General features: G+C 34.9%; 25 protein-coding genes and 1 pseudogene. 8 read left to right on the top strand and 18 right to left on the bottom strand.

The features are described from left to right. Positions 1 to 16: 16 nt before the first annotated feature. The 4 genes from BM211_RS04855 to BM211_RS04840 form a co-directional block, all read right to left on the bottom strand. Positions 17 to 751, bottom strand: coding sequence for an ABC transporter permease (locus BM211_RS04855; protein WP_090995403.1), 735 nt, complete (start codon positions 749 to 751; stop codon positions 17 to 19). Continuing rightward, positions 748 to 1,659, bottom strand: a complete 912-nt coding sequence (locus BM211_RS04850; protein ID WP_090995400.1) for an ATP-binding cassette domain-containing protein — start codon at positions 1,657 to 1,659, stop codon at positions 748 to 750. The genes BM211_RS04855 and BM211_RS04850 overlap by 4 nt, the downstream gene beginning before the upstream one ends. Before the next feature lie 67 nt (positions 1,660 to 1,726). Further along, positions 1,727 to 3,169 (bottom strand): PH domain-containing protein, encoded by a 1,443-nt coding sequence (locus tag BM211_RS04845; RefSeq protein WP_090995398.1) that lies wholly within the window; start codon positions 3,167 to 3,169, stop codon positions 1,727 to 1,729. Continuing rightward, on the bottom strand, positions 3,162 to 3,638 hold the full coding sequence (locus BM211_RS04840; RefSeq protein ID WP_090995395.1) for a PH domain-containing protein: 477 nt from the start codon (positions 3,636 to 3,638) through the stop codon (positions 3,162 to 3,164). Before BM211_RS04840 ends, BM211_RS04845 begins: the two co-directional genes overlap by 8 nt. A gap of 309 nt (positions 3,639 to 3,947) precedes the next feature. Between BM211_RS04840 and BM211_RS04835 the strand changes: the two genes are divergently transcribed. Next, the gene (locus BM211_RS04835; RefSeq protein WP_090995391.1) at positions 3,948 to 6,356 is read left to right on the top strand and encodes a PAS domain S-box protein; all 2,409 of its coding nucleotides are present in this window, start codon (positions 3,948 to 3,950) and stop codon (positions 6,354 to 6,356) included. Between the two features lie 377 nt (positions 6,357 to 6,733). On the opposite strand, the gene BM211_RS04830 is transcribed toward BM211_RS04835, so the two are convergent. The 3 genes from BM211_RS04830 to BM211_RS04820 all read right to left on the bottom strand — a co-directional run bounded on the left by BM211_RS04830 (position 6,734) and on the right by BM211_RS04820 (position 9,503). Further along, a complete protein-coding gene (locus BM211_RS04830) occupies positions 6,734 to 7,450 on the bottom strand; it encodes an EcsC family protein (RefSeq protein ID WP_035437486.1) in 717 nt (238 codons plus the stop codon). 87 nt (positions 7,451 to 7,537) lie between these two features. Further along, positions 7,538 to 8,764: an ABC transporter permease gene (locus tag BM211_RS04825; RefSeq protein ID WP_090995389.1), complete on the bottom strand. Its 1,227-nt coding sequence runs from the start codon at positions 8,762 to 8,764 to the stop codon at positions 7,538 to 7,540. Next, entirely contained in the window at positions 8,757 to 9,503 is a 747-nt protein-coding gene (locus tag BM211_RS04820) for an ABC transporter ATP-binding protein (protein WP_035437489.1), read from the bottom strand. Before BM211_RS04820 ends, BM211_RS04825 begins: the two co-directional genes overlap by 8 nt. A 551-nt stretch (positions 9,504 to 10,054) precedes the next feature. On the opposite strand from BM211_RS04820, the gene BM211_RS04815 reads away from it, so the two are divergent. Beyond that, the gene (locus tag BM211_RS04815) at positions 10,055 to 10,489 is read left to right on the top strand and encodes an HIT family protein (protein WP_035437490.1); all 435 of its coding nucleotides are present in this window, start codon (positions 10,055 to 10,057) and stop codon (positions 10,487 to 10,489) included. 37 nt (positions 10,490 to 10,526) lie between these two features. On the opposite strand, the gene BM211_RS04810 is transcribed toward BM211_RS04815, so the two are convergent. Further along, positions 10,527 to 10,718: a membrane protein YhzF gene (locus BM211_RS04810; RefSeq protein ID WP_090995387.1), complete on the bottom strand. Its 192-nt coding sequence runs from the start codon at positions 10,716 to 10,718 to the stop codon at positions 10,527 to 10,529. A 113-nt stretch (positions 10,719 to 10,831) separates the two neighbouring features. On the opposite strand from BM211_RS04810, the gene BM211_RS04805 reads away from it, so the two are divergent. Both BM211_RS04805 and BM211_RS04800 read left to right on the top strand, forming a co-directional pair. Further along, a complete protein-coding gene (locus BM211_RS04805; RefSeq protein ID WP_035437493.1) occupies positions 10,832 to 11,194 on the top strand; it encodes a YtxH domain-containing protein in 363 nt (120 codons plus the stop codon). Between the two features lie 298 nt (positions 11,195 to 11,492). Then, on the top strand, positions 11,493 to 12,050 hold the full coding sequence (locus BM211_RS04800; RefSeq protein ID WP_035437495.1) for an HTH-type transcriptional regulator Hpr: 558 nt from the start codon (positions 11,493 to 11,495) through the stop codon (positions 12,048 to 12,050). A 7-nt stretch (positions 12,051 to 12,057) separates the two neighbouring features. On the opposite strand, the gene BM211_RS04795 is transcribed toward BM211_RS04800, so the two are convergent. After that, positions 12,058 to 12,393, bottom strand: a complete 336-nt coding sequence (locus BM211_RS04795) for a DUF1878 family protein (protein ID WP_090995384.1) — start codon at positions 12,391 to 12,393, stop codon at positions 12,058 to 12,060. A gap of 206 nt (positions 12,394 to 12,599) precedes the next feature. Here BM211_RS04795 and BM211_RS04790 point away from each other — a divergent pair, with 206 nt between their 5' ends. Continuing rightward, positions 12,600 to 12,794, top strand: coding sequence for a hypothetical protein (locus BM211_RS04790; RefSeq protein ID WP_081904977.1), 195 nt, complete (start codon positions 12,600 to 12,602; stop codon positions 12,792 to 12,794). Positions 12,795 to 12,825: 31 nt separating this feature from the next. On the opposite strand, the pseudogene BM211_RS26925 reads toward BM211_RS04790, so the two are convergent. Next, positions 12,826 to 12,897 (bottom strand): annotated as a pseudogene (locus BM211_RS26925) (YjcZ family sporulation protein); the annotation flags it as partial. 245 nt (positions 12,898 to 13,142) lie between these two features. On the opposite strand from BM211_RS26925, the gene prsA reads away from it, so the two are divergent. Beyond that, on the top strand, positions 13,143 to 13,991 hold the full coding sequence (gene prsA, locus BM211_RS04785; protein ID WP_035437498.1) for a peptidylprolyl isomerase PrsA: 849 nt from the start codon (positions 13,143 to 13,145) through the stop codon (positions 13,989 to 13,991). A 161-nt stretch (positions 13,992 to 14,152) separates the two neighbouring features. Here prsA and BM211_RS04780 read toward each other — a convergent pair whose 3' ends face one another. After that, a complete protein-coding gene (locus tag BM211_RS04780) occupies positions 14,153 to 14,950 on the bottom strand; it encodes an MFS transporter (protein WP_256216839.1) in 798 nt (265 codons plus the stop codon). Between the two features lie 242 nt (positions 14,951 to 15,192). On the opposite strand from BM211_RS04780, the gene BM211_RS04775 reads away from it, so the two are divergent. Then, a complete protein-coding gene (locus BM211_RS04775) occupies positions 15,193 to 15,822 on the top strand; it encodes a formylglycine-generating enzyme family protein (protein ID WP_177206886.1) in 630 nt (209 codons plus the stop codon). Positions 15,823 to 15,942: 120 nt separating this feature from the next. Further along, positions 15,943 to 16,137 carry a DUF3955 domain-containing protein gene (locus BM211_RS04770; RefSeq protein ID WP_090995379.1) on the top strand — a complete coding sequence of 65 codons (195 nt, stop codon included), beginning with the start codon at positions 15,943 to 15,945 and terminating at the stop codon, positions 16,135 to 16,137. Positions 16,138 to 16,469: 332 nt separating this feature from the next. Here the strand turns inward: BM211_RS04770 and BM211_RS04765 are convergent, their stop codons facing one another. The 7 genes from BM211_RS04765 to BM211_RS04735 form a co-directional block, all read right to left on the bottom strand. Beyond that, positions 16,470 to 16,910 carry an SMI1/KNR4 family protein gene (locus BM211_RS04765; protein ID WP_035437503.1) on the bottom strand — a complete coding sequence of 147 codons (441 nt, stop codon included), beginning with the start codon at positions 16,908 to 16,910 and terminating at the stop codon, positions 16,470 to 16,472. Between the two features lie 43 nt (positions 16,911 to 16,953). Next, the gene (locus tag BM211_RS04760) at positions 16,954 to 17,787 is read right to left on the bottom strand and encodes a GNAT family N-acetyltransferase (protein WP_090995376.1); all 834 of its coding nucleotides are present in this window, start codon (positions 17,785 to 17,787) and stop codon (positions 16,954 to 16,956) included. 169 nt (positions 17,788 to 17,956) lie between these two features. Beyond that, positions 17,957 to 19,318, bottom strand: coding sequence for a sensor histidine kinase (locus BM211_RS04755; RefSeq protein ID WP_090995373.1), 1,362 nt, complete (start codon positions 19,316 to 19,318; stop codon positions 17,957 to 17,959). Next, positions 19,306 to 19,968, bottom strand: coding sequence for a response regulator transcription factor (locus BM211_RS04750; RefSeq protein WP_090995370.1), 663 nt, complete (start codon positions 19,966 to 19,968; stop codon positions 19,306 to 19,308). The genes BM211_RS04755 and BM211_RS04750 overlap by 13 nt, the downstream gene beginning before the upstream one ends. A 52-nt stretch (positions 19,969 to 20,020) precedes the next feature. Beyond that, positions 20,021 to 20,779 carry a lantibiotic immunity ABC transporter MutG family permease subunit gene (locus BM211_RS04745; protein ID WP_035437510.1) on the bottom strand — a complete coding sequence of 253 codons (759 nt, stop codon included), beginning with the start codon at positions 20,777 to 20,779 and terminating at the stop codon, positions 20,021 to 20,023. Position 20,780: 1 nt separating this feature from the next. Continuing rightward, a complete protein-coding gene (locus tag BM211_RS04740) occupies positions 20,781 to 21,533 on the bottom strand; it encodes a lantibiotic immunity ABC transporter MutE/EpiE family permease subunit (RefSeq protein WP_090995367.1) in 753 nt (250 codons plus the stop codon). 3 nt (positions 21,534 to 21,536) lie between these two features. Then, positions 21,537 to 22,241, bottom strand: coding sequence for a lantibiotic protection ABC transporter ATP-binding protein (locus BM211_RS04735; RefSeq protein ID WP_090995365.1), 705 nt, complete (start codon positions 22,239 to 22,241; stop codon positions 21,537 to 21,539). Between the last annotated feature and the right edge of the window lie 556 nt (positions 22,242 to 22,797).

Below are 22,797 nucleotides of genomic sequence, written 5' to 3'. Positions count from 1 at the left end.
TAAAAAAAGCTTCCTATTATCTAACTTTTCTATATTCATAGATTGACAAAAATAATCCTACTATAAAAATAAAACATAGGCTAAATGTTCCGAGCGGATAGCTAATAAATGTTCTTCCCATACCTTGGTGAGGACTAAATATAAGTGGTACAATCCAAGGATATAAAAAGTTTCCGGGCGCATTTACTAACATAATATTAAAAAATAAAACAAGGCACATCAATGTTACAACATAAAGAAAGCTTTTCCACTTGATTGCGAAAAAAGAGGCTATTGGTATTAAACAAAAATGCATGATTGCCATTAATGCTACTACTTTAAGTTGTTTAACGAATAATTCAAATGTAAAAGGTAAATCTGTAATGAACATACCCAAGCAGAATGGAAGGAATAATATGATAAGCATTGTAAATAAAATGAAACTTAATATAATTAACAACTTACCAAAATAAAAATTCAGCTTAGGAATAGGACTTGTAAATAAAATGAGATTCGTACCTTCTTGGTATTCTCTAGAAAATATGTATCCAGTAATCATATAGAAAGTGGCAGTGCCAGTCATAATATTAAAGAACATATAAATCGTTTGATAATACTCATCCCATCCAGTTTGAGCAATTGAATATTTAGGATTTGAAGCATAAATAAAAAATACAAGTAGTACAGTAATGAGTTGTAGCAAGGTAGCTAAGTATAATATTTTTGAACCTTTTAGTTTAATTAGTTCTGATTTAAGTACAGAAAGCATCATCGTTCACCACCTGTTATACTCATATAGTAGTCTTCCAACGATTGTTTGATTGTTACCATTTCAAAAACATCAATTCCACAATTAACTAAACACTTATTTAAATAAGCTGTATTTTCCACAGTGTTATATACTAAAATGCGTTCAGAAGTTAATTGATAATCGAAATTATTTATAATGCCTTTTAAAAGATGAATACTTTCATCAATCTTATCAACTTTTATACTTACATGTGTTTTGAAGTTTGCTTCTAACTCTCGCATACTACTTTCCTTTAGCAACTTTCCTTCGTGAATGATTCCAATTCTATTCGCTAATAGCTGTACTTCACTAAGTATATGACTAGATATTAATATTGTTTTTTTATGTTCTGTGGCTAATTGTATTAATAAATTACGTATTTCTCTAATTCCAGCAGGATCTAATCCATTTGTTGGTTCGTCTAGTAATAATAAGTCCGGATTATGTAGTAAAGAACGAGCTATACCTAAACGTTGTTTCATCCCTAAAGAATAATTTTTCACTTTCTTATCCTTAGCGTGTTGCAAATTAACAATATGTAACACACGTTCAATAGCTTTCGGATCATGTACCCCCATATAATTGCTACTAATACGCAAATTATCTATTGCATGTAAATTCCCATAAAAACCAGGGTATTCGATAATGACGCCAATTTTTCTCAGAACCTCACAATTATTGAAATCGAATTTGTTTCCCAAAAGGTAGATTTCACCTTTTGTCGGTTTTAATAGACCCATTATCATTCGAATCGTTGTCGTTTTGCCTGCACCATTTTCTCCTAACAGGCCATAAATTTCACCTTTTTTTAAATGCAAGGAAACATGATCAACTACTGTTTTTGAATCATATATTTTTGTAAGATGAGATGTTTCTAATACATATTCCATAGGCATGCTCCTTTTTTAGGAATTCATACCATAATTTTACCAAATTTATACACATAAAAAAACACCCTTACATGAGGGTGTTTTTTTCATTACTCTTCTTATACCAACTTTGCATCTTCTCCGCGTCTTCCATCCGCACATGTTGTAGTTCATGACTAGCCGAGGCATTATGGAAGTCATATGTACAAAGTGCATCTTTTTTCTGGAAGTATGATTGACTTTTCTTTAAAGATTGAATGTGTCTTCTTTTCACAAAAACTGTATATTTTGCGATTTTGCGATAGGACATTGTTAACTGATCGTCATCAATTCGATATCCGCCTGCTTTGTACTGCGCATAGCCAAGCCAGATGGACACTAAGAAAAGTGGTAATAATAACGCAAGTAGAAAGTGTTTGTGAAAATAAATACTCGAACCAATAATTGGTACTGCTACAATACAAGCGAAAATAAAATTATCTAACATGTGACGTCTCATTGCCGTTTTTGGTAATTTTGTCATCTCACTGTTTATATCATATGGCAATTGTAAGTAGTGCAGCATCTCTCGTACTTTTTTCTTTTTTATAAGTGGATGGAGCGTTACGCCTGTTTGTCCTTCTTCAAATTTTTGAATAGCTTCTACATGAACAGAGCAATATCCAAAAGGCTTGCGAAGAATACCTTCTTTTATTTTAATACCGTGAATACGATGCGTTTTTAAGACAAGCTCTTTTTTCTCCAGCAAACCTTGTGAAATGCGAATTTCATCTCCTTTACGTGAAATAGTGAAATTCGCATGCTGCAACGCATATTGAATCGTTGAAACAATCCACGATAATAGAAATAAAGCAACGAACATATATACCCAGCCAGCTATGTCGCTTTCAAATACATACGTTTCCACATAATTCTCAACCTTCTTCACGATATTATTCGGCAAAAGATCCCGAAGTTTATCTGCTAAAATGAAAAGAATTGAAAATAAAAGGCCAAATTTCCCGGACGTAATACTTGCTAGTAAAATTTCTTTCCATGTTACTGTAAAGGCGACTGTATTATGTTCTTTTGTTTCAATCGAAGTAACCTCTAATGCAGGTTCATCGTTCACATCGCTATTTTTATTTAACATGGTAATTAAACTTTTTGCTTCTTCTTGGGTAATCCCTACTAACTGTACTTCTGCTTTGTCAGCTCCACCAGCAGTTTCAATCTTTAACTTTGTGAGACCTAATATTTGATATAAAATATTCGAGCTCGTATTAATGGTTTGCACACGATCTTTATTTAAGTAGCTTTCTTTCTTTGTAAAGAGGCCTTCCTTAATATGCAATACATTATTTTCAACCCAATACATTTTGTAGTACCATGAAATGAAGTTAAAAATCCCCCCTACACCAATAATAAGAATCGGGATTAAATACCAAAACGGAAATGAACCGTCTTTCACAACGAAAACAAAAAATATGGGTAAAATACTACTTAGTTTTACCTCAAATAAAATCGTAATCGGATGCTGCCGCTTATACATCCTCATCACTCACCTTTGCCAGTTCTGCAATTTGACGCTTTAACCTTTCGGCTTCGCGCATCGTCAACCCAGGAAGACTATGTGCTGTTGCAGCTGTTGAAATTTTCAACTCAGCTAAATCAAACTTACGCATAATAGGGCCTTGTTCAATTGTAATATGCTGAATCCGAATCATTGGGACAAGTACTCGCTCTACAGTAAACATTCCTTTTTGAATTTCCATTTCTTCTTCGTTTAACTCGTAACTATAATAGCGCTGACGTAAACTTGGAAAAACAAGATAACCGAGCGGTGCGTATGTAAGAAGTCCAATTACAAGTGCACCAAATATCCAGCCTGTCCAATCAAATTTAATCATAAATATAGAATAAGCAATTGTAATCATAAGACCGATTCCAGATGTAATGAGCGAGCTAATTTGCCATACTCTTACCATCTTTGGATTAATTTCATTTTCTAATGGTTGCATTCTTTCACCTCTAATTTTTAGTCTAGTGCGGCTTTTCTATGACTCTATAATCATATTAAAAACATAATTGGAAAACAAGATATATAAAGGGAATGTTTTCCTTTATTACAGCTACAAATTAAATAATCAACATAAAAACCCTCTTTCTTTTTAGGCAACTGCAAGCAAATGGTCATGCATAGAAGCAGTCATGTTGTATTCTGCATAGCAGCAGCTTAGTTAAAAAAAACAGTCTCTCTATTTCTATAAAATATTTGTAGGATTTTACCCTTTTTTGTCGAATTTGTTTGATATAGGGGGGTTCACAATATGTTTATCAAAGACTTTTTCATTAACCTTTTTATTTTTGTTTTCCTAGTGAGTTCAACTATATTCATCCAAGTGTTTATATTGAAACCCAACCAGTTCATTGAAAAAATATATGGGGCAATTATTGCAGCTATTTTGATGACCTTTTCTTTTAAATACATGGGGTTTTACTACGATCTTCGAGCTGTTCCTCTCATTTTTTCGTTTGTTTACTTTGGTCGTACTGCCGGTTGGATTACGGTACTTAGTATTTTTATCATGCGTATTACTTATATGGATGGGTATTGTGTACCATATCTCGTTGCTTTATTAGGGATAGGCATTCTATTTACTATCTTTAAAACATATTTCAAAAACTTACATCCGTTTAAAGCTAGCTTTCTTTATTTGATTTGTTATATAGCTATGATTCGATTGGTAGGCGAATTTTTCATTCCAGCTGTAATATCTAACATTCTTTACATGCAAAACTTATTTTTTATAAGTTTAGGCCTTTTAAGCGGCATTTTTCTGATGGAAGCTTATCAAAAGTTATATTTCTTAACACAAGAATTATTTAGAACAAATCAAAAATTAAAAGGATCGAAGCAAGAACTTAAAGATACTGTCCGTGAACTACAAGGTGGAATTTTTAAATTTATTAAAGTAGATACGCACTTTATACATACGATGTGTGATGGACAATTTTATTATCAAAAGGGATTTTATTCTGAACAAGTGGTAGGAAAAAGTTTACGTACGATCGATCCTTCCATTATCCCTCCCCATCTTGTTCCTCAATTACTGAAGTATTATGTACAAGCATGGGAGGGGGATGAAGTGATATTTGAAATTCCTTGGCCAGATGACGAAACGATTGCGCTAATCGCACTTCGGCCAATTAAACGAAATGGAAAAGTAATTGAAGTTGTTGGCTCTGCAATTGATATTACAGAAAGAAAAAAAGTAGAAGATGAATTAAAAACGACTAAAGAATTACTGGAGTCATTTGTAGATAACAACATAGATGCGATTGTGATCATTGATCGCGAAGGGCATATTTTACAAGCAAATAAAGCTTATGAAACGATATTTGATTGGTCTGTACACGAAGTAATCGGTAAAAAAATTCCTTGTGTGCCCGATTTCTTAATGAATGAATCGATAGAAATTATTCAAAATATTTTGTCTGGAAAATCTGCCATTACTCGATTAGAGACCGTTAGACAACGAAGAAACGGGGATTTAATTGATATAAGCATGACAATTTCACCTGTTCTAGATGCAAGAGGGAATATAATGGCTCTCTCTGCGATATGCAGGGACATTTCTGAAAGAAAACAAGCAGAAAAAGAACGACATCAATTATATCAACAACTGCAAGAAAGTGAATTGAAATATCGTGCCCTATTTGAACAGGCGGCGGATGCGGTCTACGTAGTAGAATTGGATCAAAATCGAACTCCCACTCGAGTGATTGAAGTAAATGCGATTGGGTGTGAAAGGTTTAATTTAAGTAGAGATGAAATTGTTAGTACCCCATTTTCTGATCTTGTTTCTACGGATTCTCCCCTTTTAAAAAATTTAATAGAAAAAATGAAAAACGGGGAAGATTCCTTTACTTTGCAAGATGAATATGTTTTTCAGACAGGAAAGAAAATCGTGACAGAGTTTAGTATTCGTGTATTCAAATTGAATGGAAAAGAGGTTTTCTTAAGTATTTCTCGCGATATTACCGAACGAATCAAGACGGAAGAATTATTAAGAAAATCTGAAAAACTTGCTGTTGTAGGTCAATTATCTACAGCAATCGCTCATGAAATTAAAAATCCTTTAACTGCGATGAAAGGATTTATGCAATTATTAAAAACGGTGGAAAATGAAACGAATCATCACTATATAGATATAGTATCATCCGAAATTAATCGAATTGAAAGCATTACGAATGAATTTATGGCAATCGCCAAACCCCAAGCAGTGAAAATTCAACCTAATGATATAAGTGTGTTAATGAATCAAGTTGTCATGCTACTTGAACCCCAAGCACTCATGAATAATGTACAAATGAAGACTGAAGTTATGTCTACTATTCCAATGATACATTGTGAAGGGAATCAATTAAAACAAGTATTCATTAATATTTTAAAAAATGCCATTGAATCGATGCCAACGGGAGGAGAAATTTCCATTCAAATCGACCTGGCTGATCATAATCAAATCAATATTCGATTTATTGATCAAGGATGCGGGATCCCGCAAGAACGTATCCCATACCTTGGCGAACCTTTTTATAGCATTAAAGAAGATGGGGTTGGTTTAGGATTAATGATTTGTTACAAAATTGTTGAAATGCATCAAGGCAAGATATGGATTGAAAGTGAAGTGAATGAGGGAACAACGATTGAAGTTATTCTCCCTATTAGTAGATGATAGAACGAAAGTTGTTGTATAAGACGAGAGCATCTGGCCATGCATAGGAGCGACTTATAAAGTGAAACTTTAATCAGTGGGGGTTTTCTTCATCCCCCACTGATTATTTGCCCTCACCAATCGGGCGCATGCCAGCAGTTTATCTCCCACCTAACTTCTTAAGAAAAACGGAGCCGACTCATCATTTGAATCGGCTCCTTCTTATATGTTCACTGATATATCGGCGCTTTTTAAAATATATCAGCGCTTTTCACAATGTATCGACCACTTTTTAAAATATATCGGCGCTTCGACACGATTTAAAGATTTCTCGGCAATGTCCGACACGTTCAGTACACGAAAAGGACCTGACATGAGAGTCAGGTCCTTTATATAAATTACATCTTACCTTCCCGCTGCAATAACCGCAGCCGATAGCAATTCATCGTCACTTCACCAAGCCGCTGCAGAAGTTGATAGTTCGCATACGCTCCTACCGGTGCACCGATGACAGGTACGAGTTGCAGCATTTTGGCTAGGTCAATATAATCGCGGTATTCTTGCTGGAACTTCTCCCAGTCTACATGATTTTCCTTATTTGTATCCCACGTCTCAATCGCCTTCCATATTTCTTTTCGGTGATTATCGCTTGAGAACGCAAGCTGAAATACGTGAAGAATGAATAAGCGCTCTTCTTGTTTACTTGTATCATAGCCGTACAATGTTGCCGCATCAAATAAAAATTTAATTTTAATGCTAAGCAAGAGCGGGAAGTCAGCAAGCCCGAGTAAAAAACCACCTGCTCCTGTTCCGGCTCCTTCTGCCGCTGCAACCTTTTTGTACTCATCGATCTTCTTTAGCACTTCTTCATCTCTTCTTTGCAGTGACCAATCTGTTTCTTTTAGCCTCGGTTTGATGAAATTCGAACCAATACTAATGCCTTGCACCATCTTTTTTATCGTTTCTGTAAGGATATTTTGCACTTTTTCTGGAATGAGCTGCTGCATTTTCGTTTGAACTGTTTTAGAGAAACGTGTCATTACAGATGAGCTTTTAATAATTTTTCTTTTCCACTGCTGTAACTCTAAGATGACCTTTTGTTCATATTCAGTCATGCTCTTCTTCCTTTCCCTATATGCGGAATAAAGTGAAACTTCCCAATCGGGCTTTTACGGGCAGTTCGCTTCCCCGTCTTCTCCAGCTTACTGCCCGTTTATGCGGGATAATTTTTTCAAGCGCTTTGCCCCGTATTGATAAACAAATCCCACACTAAATAACATATTTACAAGAAAAACAAGTCCTGTCATCATCATATCTTTCGTTGCAAACGCAAAGAGTACAGTGAAAATAGCGCCGCCTACGCACAGCAACGTACATAATAACGTCAGAAAGTCTTTCATTTTTGCTTCTTCTGGGACAGGGTATAGATCAAGCCATAATTTCAAACGATGATGCTTCCATAAGCTTAACAGCTGATAACCGATTAAATATAAAAACACAGCACCGACAAGAAGACGGACATAAAGAAACGGCGCGAAGGATAAAATGATACCGCCAATTGCTAGTAAGCGGACATACAGTCCAAAGTAATTTCCTGAGCGTAAAAACGTGCGCAAGAATAAGAATAAATAGGTACTTTTATTGGGTACGATTTGCAGTACAAAATCCATCCATTTGCGGCGAGCGACCCGTTCTTTTAATGCCGGTACATCAACAAACATATTGGCGATGCGGTATAGCAGCATCATTTTCTTTCCTTCTTCAGCAATTAAATATTCCCAGTTCAGCGGTTTTCCTTTTACTTTTTGCTGTAAAAATACGAGATAGATGACCATCGCAAAGGCGATTGCTCCCGTATACAAAGCTGAAGCGCGCTCAACAAGGAAATAAACAAGGAAAAAGTTAAGTACAAAACGGATAAGCCAGTCTGTAGGATGAATACGGCCATCTGTCATATAAGACTTCTCCCACGTCACAAATAAATTCCAAACTTTACTTAGCACAATCGCAAGTACAATGATTATGTATGTTTGTCCTGATTGTTTCATCTGCTGGAAATAGAGCGGCGCAAGCGCTGCACTTACCATCGCTACAATATATAACTGGATCGTAAACGTAAATTGAAATGCTTTTACGAAATATGCTTTTAATTTTTCTTCTACTGGAAGTAAATATACAAGATCCGCTTCTTTTAATAACGTTTGCACTGATCCTGCGGTTAAGACAAGTCCAAGCAGCACCGCCATCACAACTGCGGTTGGAAATGAAGGTGTTAATGTTTGTAGCCATTTTTGATAATAAAATGCACCGGCACCGATAATAAACACAAAAATAAATTTCAAATGATCATTAAATACATACTTACCGTATGTGCGCGTTTCCTTTAAAAAATAACGAAACCTTTCTTTCCATAACCCTTTACTATTCATCAGCATCTTCTTCCTTCGTTAGTGCTATGTAAATATCATCAAGCGTTGCTCCCGGCATGTTAAACTCGCTTTGCAGCTGCTTGAGAGTACCCTGTGCCCGGATTTCACCTTGATGCAGAATAATGAAGGAATCACAATAACGCTCTGCTGTTGCTAAAATATGTGTACTCATTAAAATGCCCGCACCGCTTTTTTTCATTTGATCCATCATTTGCAGCAATGATTGAATCGCTAGCGGATCTAATCCAACAAACGGTTCATCTACAATATATAATGAAGGCTCAACTAAAAACGCACTCATAATCATTACTTTTTGTTTCATCCCTTTTGAAAAATGAGATGGAAACCACTTCATACGATTTTTCATGCGAAATTCTTTTAACAGCTTGTCTACGCGCTTATCATACTCTTTCTCATCAATGCCATACGCCATTGCGGTTAGCTTTAAATGCTCTTCTAACGTTAGCTCCTCATAGAGCACTGGGGTTTCTGGAATAAACGAGAAACTAGAGCGATATGCGGTCATATCATCTTTTAACGTCTTACCATTAATCGTAATGTGGCCTTGTTTCGGCTCCATTAATCCGATAATATGTTTGATCGTTGTACTTTTTCCTGCACCGTTTAAACCGATTAAACCGACAAGCTCTCCTTTCTTAACAGAGAATGAAATATTTTGTAATACAGGTCGCTTCGTATATCCGCCTGTAACATTTTCCACACGTAATAATTGTTCCATATGACACCACTTTCTTCATTTATCTATATGTAATCATCTTACCAAAAAAGTAAAGCTCCTTCATAGTACTGACCTACGATTAAAAGAAAAAATTTCCTCTGCATATATTAAGCAAAAGCGGACATCATAATTAGTGAGGAAGGAACACATTGAAAAAGCAACCACAAAAGTGATGAACACAGCCTAGCGAACTCATCATGAAACGGGGTGTCTATAATGGACAAAGGTAATTTACACGGAGTCATATAAGTTGTTTCATTTTAGAAACGGGGTGTCTCGAGGAGAGTAGATACTGTTTTATAAAATAAACAATTCATTTCTGAAGGATTGCAACATCATTTCATTGAAAATGGGGTGTCCACGGCAGAATATATGTCGAGTTACCGCGCATTTCCTAACAAATGAGGTGTCTCCTAAAGGTAGATTAAACGAAAATGCTTTTTCAAACCTTCTTCCGAAGGCAGGAAGCTCACCAGCTTCCTGCTTTTCGTGTTTTTTCTATTATGTAATTATGATAAAATACGGCTAAGACTACTGAAAGGATGAGGAATATGAATCATACAGCGGATAATTGTATTTTTTGTAAAATTATTGAGGGGCAAATTCCTTGCGCAAAAGTATATGAGGATGAACATGTACTCGCTTTTCTTGATATTAGCCAAGTGACAAAAGGACATACACTCGTAATTCCAAAAGTACATAAACAAGATGTATTTGCATTAACACCAGAAATTGCTTCACACATTTTCTCTGTCGTTCCAAAAATTTCGAATGCGATAAAAACTGAATATAATCCAGTTGGTTTCAATTTATTAAATAATAACGGAGAAAAAGCAGGACAAACTGTCTTTCACTTCCATCTTCATTTAATCCCACGCTACGGCGAAAAAGATGGTTTCGGTGCTGTGTGGAAATCTCACCAAAGTGATTACACAATGGAAGAATTACACAACATCGCAAACACAATTGCAACTAGCGTAAAATAACACTTGCACCTAAAACGATGAATTGAAAAGATTAGATCTATTGTAGTATGTACAATAAGATTGTACATGCCGTGCACACCCCGCCAATAAACGCAAACCTAACAATTTGCTGCTTTACTAAAAGGATTGGCGGGTACGATCTTTTCTGTTTTAAAATAAATAATAATTGCATTGCTCGTACAAGAAAGAAAAGACTGACAATAAAACAAATGCTTGTAATCCATTTCACTTTTCTCCCCCCTTGTCTTATGCATATGCACAGTTTCACACATCATGAGTATAACAATGTTATAAAGCTTCCATCTATGACGGAAAGTTTTACAAATTAAGGAGGCACTTTTTATGTCAAAATCAAAATCCTTTCTAACTGGCATCATTTGCGGCGGAGCTGTCGCTGGACTTGCTGTACTCTTTTCTACTCCTTCATCTGGAAGAGATATGCGCAATAAGTTAAAAGAAAAAGGAAATGATATAAAAAAAACATTAGCTGATATTACAGCAGATACAAAATTACTAAGTCGACAAATTGTTGAAACAGCTTCTGAAGGAAAAGAAGTCATTCAAGAATTAAAAGATGATATGCACGAAACATTATCAACATGGAGACAAGATATTTCTCAAAATAAGCGCCACATTGAACAAGAAATTGAAAACATTCAAAAATCAATTGAAAAATTACAACAAGCGGTTCCTGATAAAGCGTAATTTTTCGTATATAACAAATCGTTTTGATTCTTACCGTCTCTTTTACGGCACATGACATACATGTGCCGTATTTTTTATACAATGATCCTCTTCTCCTTGCTACGCCCAAATCAGAATAAAATTCCGTCAATCTTTGTCCTGTCTAACAAGATAACACTTTTATAATTACTCGAAATTTGTATAGTTTTGTCATTTTAACGAAAAATTTTCACAATTCTAACAAAAACACTTTATTAATTTTTATTTTACTGGCATAATAGATAGTAATGAATAAGAATTGTATAAAGTGGGTGAATCGATGAAAAACGGTGACAAAAATTATTCAATAAAAGAAGCGATGATTTTCAGCCAACGCATGGCTCAATTATCAAAAGCATTATGGAAGTGTGTGGAAAAAGATTGGCAACAGTGGATTAAACCATATGATTTAAATATTAATGAACATCATATTTTATGGATTGCGTATCATTTAAAAGGGGCTTCTATTTCAGAAATTGCGAAGTTCGGTGTCATGCACGTATCCACCGCTTTTAACTTCTCTAAAAAACTAGAAGAACGCGGTCTTCTTATCTTTTCAAAGAAAGAAGATGACAAACGAAACACGTATATTGAAATTACAGAAAAAGGTGAAGAATTACTGTTACAATTAATGGAGGAATACGAGCCTGAAAGTAATTCTGTCTTTAATGGAGCTTTAGCTCTTCGCAATTTCTACGGTAAATTTCCAGAAAACATCGAATTAATCGCCATTTTGCGAAATATTTACGGGCAAGACTTTATCGACATTTTCGAGAAATCACTGGATAATATCGAGGATAATTTTATCGAGCACGATGAAAAACTTGTTAAAAAGTGATAATTTATTATTTTTTCGCCATCATACGTAAAAACTCTTGCATCAATGGTTGAAACAACCCTTGATGATCGAGCGCTTCCGCCGTCTCTTTTCCTTCGAGACTTTCTGGAAGCGCTTCTTCAAATTTATCCAGCAGCTCATCAAATAAAAGCAAACCTTCTTGCTTTTCCATTATGTATTGCTCATTCATTTGTTCACAAAGAGCTAACAAACGTTCCACATCACGTTTCATCACTTTATTCTTTATAATTAAAGAATAAAATGGACACTTTTGTTCATCTATCATATTAAAAAGAAGTGATACATAATATTCTGCTTGTTCTAACCGTTTCACAACGTTCACTTTCTTCCCTCTCTTTCTATATAAATCGTTTCCTATGCAGCATATAAAAACAAACCCGTTCTCGCCCACATTAAAAAGAGGACATGTTTTTTCATTTTGATATGTATATAATCTAGATTTTCCCATTTCAGAATTTTATAACACGAATAAATTATCGTATGATACAATAGGATTATATGTATTTTTTCTAAAGGAGGACTCTCCTCGTGACAATTATAACAATTATATTTATCGCTTTTGCACTTATCGTTCTAACTTATACAAACCTTATGACACATTCACTGTGTCAACAGAAACAATTATCTGACCGACGTCAAACGAGTGTCTTTCGGTTCATTAACGTATGTATTACCATTCTATTAATTTCTAGTTATATAGAAATTATATTTCATGCAAAGTGAGGAAGGAAACCCCTTCCTCACATTTTTTCCTCTATAAACAAATTATACCTACTATTACTAATAAAATAAATAACACAAGCCACAAAATTAATTGTTGATTCATATATAAATTCAACCTCCTCATTTCTCTTTGTATGCATGTAAGCCCAGAATGGTGCCATGATCGAATCTGACAATCGCCGCAGGCAAATGGGTATTTTTTCTTTATCAATAGGAAAATGCATCGAAATATGTTATATTAATTTTTGTACATATTGCTTATACTATAAAGTGAAACTTCCATTAATGGGGGATTACTGCCCGTTTATGCGGGATTCAAAAATACATAATAGTAGGAGTGTTTATTTCATGAAGAAAGCAATACTTGCCCTAGCTGTAACAAGTGTATTCACATTATCAGCATGCGGCACTTCTGACAAAGTTGTAACATCAAAAGCTGGGGACGTAACAAAAGACGAGCTATACAATGCAATGAAAAAACAAGGCGGTAAAAACGTCTTACGTAGCCTAGTAATGCAAAAAGTATTTATTAAAAACTACCCAGTTAAAGATGATGCCGTTAATAAACAATTTGACGAATATAAGAAGCAATACGGCGATCAATTTGCTACTTTATTAAAACAAAGCGGCATGACTGAAAAAGATTTAAAAGAAACTGTTCGCGGTGAACTTGCAATGAAAGAAGCTGTGAAGAAAAGCATCACAGATAAAGAAATAAAAGACAATTACAAGCCTGAAATTAAAGCAAGCCACATTCTTGTAAAAGATGAAGAAACTGCGAAAAAAATTAAAGGTGAACTTGCACAAGGCAAATCTTTTGAAGAGTTAGCAAAACAAAACTCTCAAGATCCAGGTTCAAAAGATAAAGGCGGCGACTTAGGATACTTCAAATCAGGTAGCATGGTTAAAGAATTTGAAGATGCTGCATATAAATTGAAAAAAGACGAGATCAGTGAGCCTGTAAAAACACAATACGGTTACCACATCATTAAAGTAACTGATATTAAAGAATTAAAACCACTTGATCAAGAAAAAGACCGCATTAAAAACGATCTTGTTGACAAGAAAATGCAAGATGCTCAATTTATGAACGATCTTGTTACAAAAGAAATGAAAAAATCAGATGTGAAAATCGAAGATAAAGACTTAAAAGATATTTTCGAAGCTCCAAAAGCAGACAAAGAAGCTAAGAAATAATGAAAAGCTCGGCAATTGCCGGGCTTTTTTGTTTTAATATTGAATATAAGGCTAACTGTTCGTTTGGAATAAAGTTTGATTAAAAATCTGAAATAAGCAAAGTATCGCGCTCGATTGCGGAAAATCGTTTTCTAGTTCGTTTCTTTTCATCCGTTAGCCCTTTAATAAGAAACAGGTACTTTTCCTTCATTCTTATCACTAACTTTAGAGTCTAGCGTTTTTGTTATGATGTAGTACAAAAATGTACCAGTTAATCCTAAAATAAGAAGCAATCCCCCCATATATATAGGGTGAATCCACTTTCCAACGATGATCAACAACGAAGATACAATCATTGCTCCGTAGAAAGTCAAGCTATTAAAAGCCATATAAGTGCTACGAGCGTTAGCTGGTACAAGTTCCCCAATCATCGCCTGTTTAATCGGAACATACATCAGCTCACCAATTGTTCCAATAAACATGGCAATAAAAAGAAACATTACGCTATTTGTAACAGCAAAAACACTAAAGCATATAGAAAAGATCAACATTCCTGTAACTAGCGTCCAGCGATCACTCCACTTTTCAAATAAGAACAATACAACACTTGATAGGAGAACGACAAGAATTGTATTTTCCGTGCGGAGAAAACCGAGCATCTTTGTGCCATCAATCATGACGTCTATTCCAAACAATGAAGCTGAATGATGGGGTATATCTTTTTCAAGACGAATCCCAATATAGTTTGTTAAAGACTGTTCCAATGAAAAGATCAAGATCGCTCCGAGAATATAAAACATAAATAGCTTATCTTTTAAAACGGTTGAATAAGTTTGAAACATCTCTATTGATGAAAATTTTTTCTTATTATTAGAAGACTTAGATGAAGGTTTCGGTGTGTAGGTTTCTGTGATGAAGAGTACGGTCGTGAATACAGATAACAAAGAGATAAGTGAAATCCCAATAAACAACTCAAACATGTAGTTTTTAAAAAGAAATGCTCCAATAATTCCTCCAATAGCAGTTGATAAATTCCCCAACCAGTAGCTAATTGTAAATACAAGCTTTCATTTAAAGCAACACTAACAAGCCGTTATCTGCAAAAAACAGCGTAATTTTTAGATTGCTTTAACACTTCTAAATGAGGTAAAATTTGTAAAACAAAGTTCATTAGGAGGTCGACATAGTGTCAAATAAAATAAAAAGTTACATTGACTATCCAATGATAAAAATTCCAGGGGGCAAAGTAGAATTAAGAGACGACAGAATAAAAAGTAAATGGAAAGCTGACATAAAACCTTTTCTTCTTGCCCAGTATCCTGTAACTATGGGTCTATACTGTGCACCTCATTCTTTTAATGAAGATTTAAAACCAGTTGTAAATATTTCTTGGCACGATGCTATTTCCTTTTGTAATCTCCTTTCACAAAAAACTGGATTGAAAGAGTGTTATTCTATAAATAAAGATGGTAACAACATAATTTGTGATTGGGAAGCAGATGGCTACCGCCTTCCTACAGAGGCAGAGTGGCAATATGCATGTAAAGCAGGGACTACTGGTTATAGATACGGAGAGCTTGATCAAATTGCCTGGTATAATGAAAATTCAGGAGGCAGGGTCCATGAAGTAGGAAGAAAGGAACCGAATGAATGGGGCCTATATGATATGTTAGGGAATGTTTGGGAGTGGTGCTGGGATTTATATGATGAACAAGTTTACGGCTCCTACCGCATTTTCCGAGGAGGCAGCTGGGCTGAAGAGGCCAGAGGCTGCGGGGCTTCCTGTCGTCGGCGTAGCCATCCAACGTTTAGCATCGACGACCTCGGATTTCGTCTTGCCCGATCTTATTAACATGACAATACTGTAAGCTTTTTGTCACCTATATAAATAGTACTAACTATATGACAGTACTATAATTACAACTATAAAGCAGTTATTTTATAAAAAAAGGCCTACACTTGGAGGTTTCATATGAAAAAATATATTTTAGCTTCACTACCATTTATTTTCGGAATCGGATGTATCGTTGGCTTTAATACTGCCGGATCTACAGTCGCTTCGGATGGTACTCTAGTCGAACCATTTTATTTACTACCAATTGGTTATTCATTAATTGCTATCGGTATCGTTAGTCTTTTTGTAAGTAAAATGAAAAAAGTTAAGTAATAGATTAAAAAAGAGCCTTAATAAGGCTCTTTTTTAATTTTAAATTTATTATCTTTTTTATAGATGCCCAATTACTTATAAATAACTTTGTTAAATAGAAGTTATTCTTCATTTTTAGTTGAACGTAATGACTACCTACACTTACATCTATTAGGAGATTTAAAGCTATCTATATTAGTTTGAACTAAAAGAACGATTTGGTGTTTCTCGGGAGATAGCTGTACGGGATGTCATAACGAGGTGTTCTTTTTCTTATTTATGGCAGGGTGAAAAAGCTGCCCCAAAAGCAGTCGCTTCACTGAACTGAATCATACCGAAAACTGCTTATTTCCCTAAATAGAAATCCTTCCATTATACCAACCATCTATGAATGACTGTAGAGAATGCACAACCCAAGTTGTACTGTTATCTTCATGATTCCAAACATAAATATCACGCTTTCCAATCACTCCATTGTTTACGCGGTAGCCAAAGAGATCTCCATTCCCAGCATCAGCAATAAATAGCATCGAATCAAAAGGCATATGAAACGCTTCAAAACATTCCTGTCCGCACATATAAGAATTTTCTCTTTGAATTAGCTTAGCGCTCCAAACTAAAGATAGGTCATACGCAGTGTATGTCACTCCATCCGTTTCACGAAGAAAATCTTTCAATTCATCTGGAAATTGCACTTGAAGCTTCTCTTCTATACGGATGATTTCTTCTTCTCGTGCTGGCGGATAAAACTTGCAGTCTACTGAGATACTCTTAATGAAGTTTATCCATTTCATTCAAAATCTCCCCTCGGATTTTCTATTTGCTATCCAAGCATCATTACTCCATAAATTTCCTATACACATGCATAATCTGAACCGTTTCAAACCCTAACAATTGATACAAATTCTCCGCCTTACTATTCCCTTCTATATAACAAAGTTGAACAGAAGTAGCCCCTTTACTTAATGCTTTATTCATCGCAAACTGCGTAATTTTCTTACCATATCCCTTCCCCTGATATGCCGGGGAAACCATAATATGATCTAAATGTCCATCCTCAACAGTAACTGCTCCAACAAGTTGCTCATTATGTAACGTTACATATATCGGCCTTTTAGATAACGCATTTTTATCTTTTTCACTTAGCGGGATTACATAGGGCTTAAAATCATTTTTCACAGCTATATCATAAAAACATTCTGCCCTGCATTCAGCATATTGTCCGTAAAACTTATCTTCATACGGAATAAATTCAATATCGACATCTGGTTGAACTCCTCCCGTATAACACATACTTGGTGATCCAAACCACTTTTTATACCCCATTCTTTCGTAAAAAACAGCTGGATTTTCCTTATCCACTCTCACTTCTGTAACTAAAACACTCGGATTTTCTCTTTCTACAATATTATAAATTTCTCGATGAAGTAACGTACCGATTCCTTTTCTTCTTTCCTTTAGATCTACATAAACTTGGACATCCCACTCTCTTTTCTCTTCATTTCTTACAATTACATAAGCGAAGCCTTTTACTCCTAATTCATCCCATACTAAAAAACTTTTAGCGTCCTTAAAAATATTCATCATATGATTCAAATCATAATCTATTACTTCCATACTACTCATTTTCATAAGCTGCTCTAAATCTTCAAACTTACATTCCCTTATCATGTACAATTCTCCTCTAATTGAAATGTCATCTTGCTCCCCAACATGAAAATATTCTCTACAATACTTTGATTTCCTACAAAAGATATGAAAATGTATTTGTAACATCTCATAGAATCATAAAAAAACGCATCAGATCCACGTCTGATGCGTTTTTTGTTCATTTTTTCTACTACACTGCTATTTCCAAAATAACTTTTGCTCCGCCTAGCTTTTCTGAATGACTTAAGTACATATTTCCGCCATGCTGCATTGCAAAATTTTTGGCAATATATAGTCCGATGCCATGATGATGTTTTGAATTTCTACTTTTATCTCCTTGATAAAACTGTTCTGTAGCTGAAGTCATTTCTTCTTTTGTAAACCCTCTTCCCGAGTCCTCGATAATGAACCGGATCTTATTATTACTCGTTTCAACTGAAAACATCAAGTCACCATTTACTGGGGAATATTCCATCGCATTCATCATTACATTCATAATCGCTCTTTTCAAAGCAGCCTCATCACCATGAATACATTTCGGTATGTCCTTAACTTCTTTTATTAGATTTAACTGTTTGTCCAAAGCACAAATTGCACTTTCTTCTATAATATGATCAATAAAGTTTTGAAGGTCTATTTGCTTAAATTGAAGTGAAGTAACTTCTTCACTTTTCGTAATGTCGAGCAAAGATTGCATATACATTTCCATTTCAGCAACGCTTTTCAAAATATGCTCATTACATTTCTTTTGATTCGAATCCAGCATGATCTCGTTTAACAACTCGGCATTCCCTCTTAGTATCGTTAATGGCGTTTTGACATCATGTGCTAAAGCAGCAATCTGGTCTCTTCTATTCGATTCCATCTCCCACTGCTTACGCAGTGAATCGTTCAGTTCATCTTTCATTTTTACTAAGGAATCTAATATTTCATTTACTTCTATTATTCTAGATTTCCCTATTTGAAAATCTAAATCTTCCTTTTGAATTTTATCAGTTACCTTTTTTAAAATCAGCATTTCCTTTGACAATGATTTTCCAAAAGAACGAGATAGAAATAGCACTTCTGCAGCAAATAATAGGATAAAAGAGAGAATCAAAGAAATGTCCGGGATTGGTAAATACTTCTGTAAAACAGGATTTTTATAATTTGTATGCAACGTATATAAAACGACACAAATATCTTTATCTCGCTTCATAACTGCATAGTAGTATCCCCCGCCACCTATTTCGTTGTTCTTTACGTTATCCCATATTTTTCTCGCATCATTTTTATGAATATTTCCTTGAATGATGTTTCCAGAAAGGTCATACACAACATATTTATATTGTTTTAAAATCCGATCATCGCCCTGTTTTGCTTTTACTATGGCGTCTCTTTGCGATTCAATCTGTTTCTCATAATAATTTGCCGGAAGAATGACCCCTGTGTTAACTCCAAAACTGAACAAGCTAATATGAAAAGTGACTAAAGCAATCGTCCCTATTGAAAATGCGAAAATATACCGTATAAAAATTTTGCGAAGATTAATTTGTTTTTTTACCTTTTCCATTTATACCCGATTCCCCATACTGTTTCTATTGGATTCATACCATACTTACATAATTTAGAGCGAATGTTTTTAATATGCTCCACAATGACTTGATTATCACTTTCGCCATCAAACCCAAAAACACTTTCGTAAATCTTTTCTCTTGAAAATACTTGGCCGTGATTCAGAGCCAAATATTTACAAATTCCGTACTCGCTTTTCGTAAATGGAATAACCGTATCGTCATACGATATTTCTTTACTCGATAGATGAAATGTAAGACCTGATAGAGAAAATGCATTTTGCTTTTCTCTATGTTCACGCCTTACATGCGCTGACACTCTTGCACGCAGTTCACCGATCCCAAAAGGTTTTGTAATATAATCATCTCCGCCAAGACTAAGCCCTGTGATCAAATCCTTTTCCAATGTTTTCGCAGTTAGAAACACAATCGGACTATCAACCAAGTCTCGGATCTCCTGACAGAGTGTAAATCCATCTATTTCCGGCATCATGACATCTAATAAAATTAAGTCATAATGACAAAATTTATTTTTGGAAATTGTTAGAGGATTACGAACGGCAGTTACCTCATGTCCTTCTTTTTCTAAAGCGCTTTTTATAATATAAAGAATGCCTTCTTCATCATCAATTGCTAATATTTTTGCCATATAGTTCCCCCTCCTTCAACTTCCATTATAATGCTGTGTTTACAAAATGTGTTTACATTTCTTTTCGCCCTTCATAGTAGGAAAACCATATAAGTGATATAACAAACGCAATGATCGTCGAGCAAATACATATAACTACTCCCATTTGAATATCTACTAGTAAAGCATGAAACGAATCTGGATTTAATCTGTATGTAAAAAAACTATTACTCAACCTCATCCCCCACGCACACGGCATGTATTTCCAAATCACATCCCCCAGTCCAGTATACATTAAAGCTGCCAGCAAGCTTTCCATAATGCCCACCCCAATGGAAGCACCTTTACTAAAGCGAAAGTTCAAAAACAGATGGAATAGATACATAAAAATCTGGCATCCAAAAAGGACGAAAGAAATCTCAACATAGAAAGACAGTGGAAGTTCATTCTGCCCTAGCAGAAAATGAAACCCTGCTGCAAACCCAAAGACTGCCAATATAGTAGAACAAAACCCGCATATTAAAAGCAAACATACTTTACTAATAAATGCTTTTCTTCTTCCGTATTCCGTTGATAAAAGTTCTGTAAAGTTCCCTGCCAACGCTTCCTGTTCCACAACGAAAGAACTTACAATACTAATTAAGAGCGGAAAAGTTATCGATAGTACTTGTATATAGCCTGAAGCCTTATTAATAGAAGCAAAATTTGAAAAGGAATAGTAACCTAAAAATAAAGCAATTCCGATAATTGGCATCACTATATGTATCCAGAAAAAAACTGTGTGTTTCATTTTTAGAAAATCAGCTCTTAATACCCTTGACAAAACTCCCATTTTATTTTGCCTCCTGTTTTTCAAACCATTTTGCTGTCACATAAGTGAACAAAAGGAACAGCATTACAGAAATAACTACTCCTGGCAGTATTACATGATAGGAAAGAAGCTCTGGTGTGAACGTTACACTTCCTGGTTCTGCATACAAACCATTCGGTAGTATTTTTACAATCGGAATCATGAGTCTGCTTGGATATGTAAATGGATTAATCAGCCACATACTTTTTGTTGCAAATTGAATTCCTAAAAATACATTTACACCCATATTTAATAAAATCGTCAGAAATACACCTATTTTGTGACCTAAAAACAAACATATAGGAATTTGCCACATAAAAGTAACGATTACAACAACAATTCCTAATAATGCATTCACCGCAGGAATCATTTTGAAATCCTTTATATTTACAAGTAAACCAAATAGCTGAATTCCACAGAAAAAAATCACGCAAGAACAAATCAAAATCCCTAAAACTAGTAATATTTTAGAAAGCCATACTCGTTTTAAGGAAATAGGTAACGATAAAACAGCCCGATTATTCATTTTTTTATCCTTCTCCGCAATAAGGACACAACTTAAAGAGAGCATTCCGGGAAGAATCATAGTGTACCACCAGTTGTAACTATTTAATTGAACATAATCACCCGATACTAAAAAAGCTAACAGTATGGGGACGAATGGTGCTAGCCATATGAGTTTATTCAAAAAAGTATGCTTGATTTTTATTTTTTCAGCTGCAACATATGGAATCATTTCTTATGCCTCCCTTTTATATTTCCTCGAAACTTGTACAAATAAGTTTTCCAAGTCATCGTTCTTATTCAGTTCCCCCTGATACCCCAATACACCGTTCGATATAATCCCAACATGATCTGCAACCTGGCTTACTTCGCTTAAAATATGGCTGGATAAAATGACAGTAATCCCCTTGCCAGGGAAAGAAAGAATCAATTCTCTTAATTCTTGAATTCCAAAAGGATCAAGTCCATTCATTGGTTCGTCTAATATTAAAAGCTTCGGATGATTAAGCAACGCAATCGCAATTCCCAATCGCTGCTTCATTCCCATCGAAAACTTCCCTGCTTTTTTCTTACCTGTATTCTCTAGCTCCACAACACGCAATACTTCATCAATTCTTGACTTTGGCAATCCTAAAGCAGTCGTACGAACTAGCAAATTTTCTCTTGCTGTTAAATTTTCATAAAGCGGAGGGGATTCAATTAAGGCACCAATAGAATGTAGATCTTGCCGCGTCCATGTATGACCATCAAAATAAATCTCACCAGAAGTAGGCGCAAGCATGCCCGTTATCATTTTTAAAGTAGTCGACTTCCCTGCCCCATTCGCACCTAACAGTCCATAAATTGAATGTTTCGGTACAGAAATTGAAATATCTTGTACCACCCTTTGCTTTTGAAATGTTTTACAAAGATTCTTTGTTTCTAAAATCATCTCACTCATTCTAAACTTCCTCCTTGTATTTGGTGAGTCTAGAATAAATGACAATTATAAGGATTTTATAAGGAAATGAAAAAACATGGCGATTGAAAATTTATTAATTACTGGTTCACCGCGTTATATACGTAAATAAGAAGCTAACCCATTTTCCGTTATCGACCGTTCCTCGCAATATATCGGCGATTTTCACGATATATCGACCTCTTTTTAGAATATATCAGCGATTTTCACAATATATCGGCGATTCGACAAGATTTAAAGACCCTCCGACGATATTCGACACAAAAACCTTACCGAACAAACAACGAATTACAATGAATGTTGTATACATATATAAGACATCATTATCAGTAGCAAGGAAAAAGCGAAACCCCAGCTCTATCAATAGGTTTCGCTTTTTCCTTTTCTATGATTCTATATATCTTTTTATACATTCCTAATCTGGCGCGCCTTTTGGTCTCATAATAATTTTATGGGTTTCCTTCTTTTTGAGATGCTGATTTACAGAATCAAAAAAAAAACATCAGATTAACGTCTGATGTTTTTTTTCATTTTCTCC

It is taken from the genome of Bacillus sp. 491mf (assembly GCF_900112415.1).
Classification (GTDB): Bacteria; Bacillota; Bacilli; order Bacillales; family Bacillaceae_G; genus Bacillus_A.
This window is presented reverse-complemented; position numbering and strand designations above follow the sequence as displayed.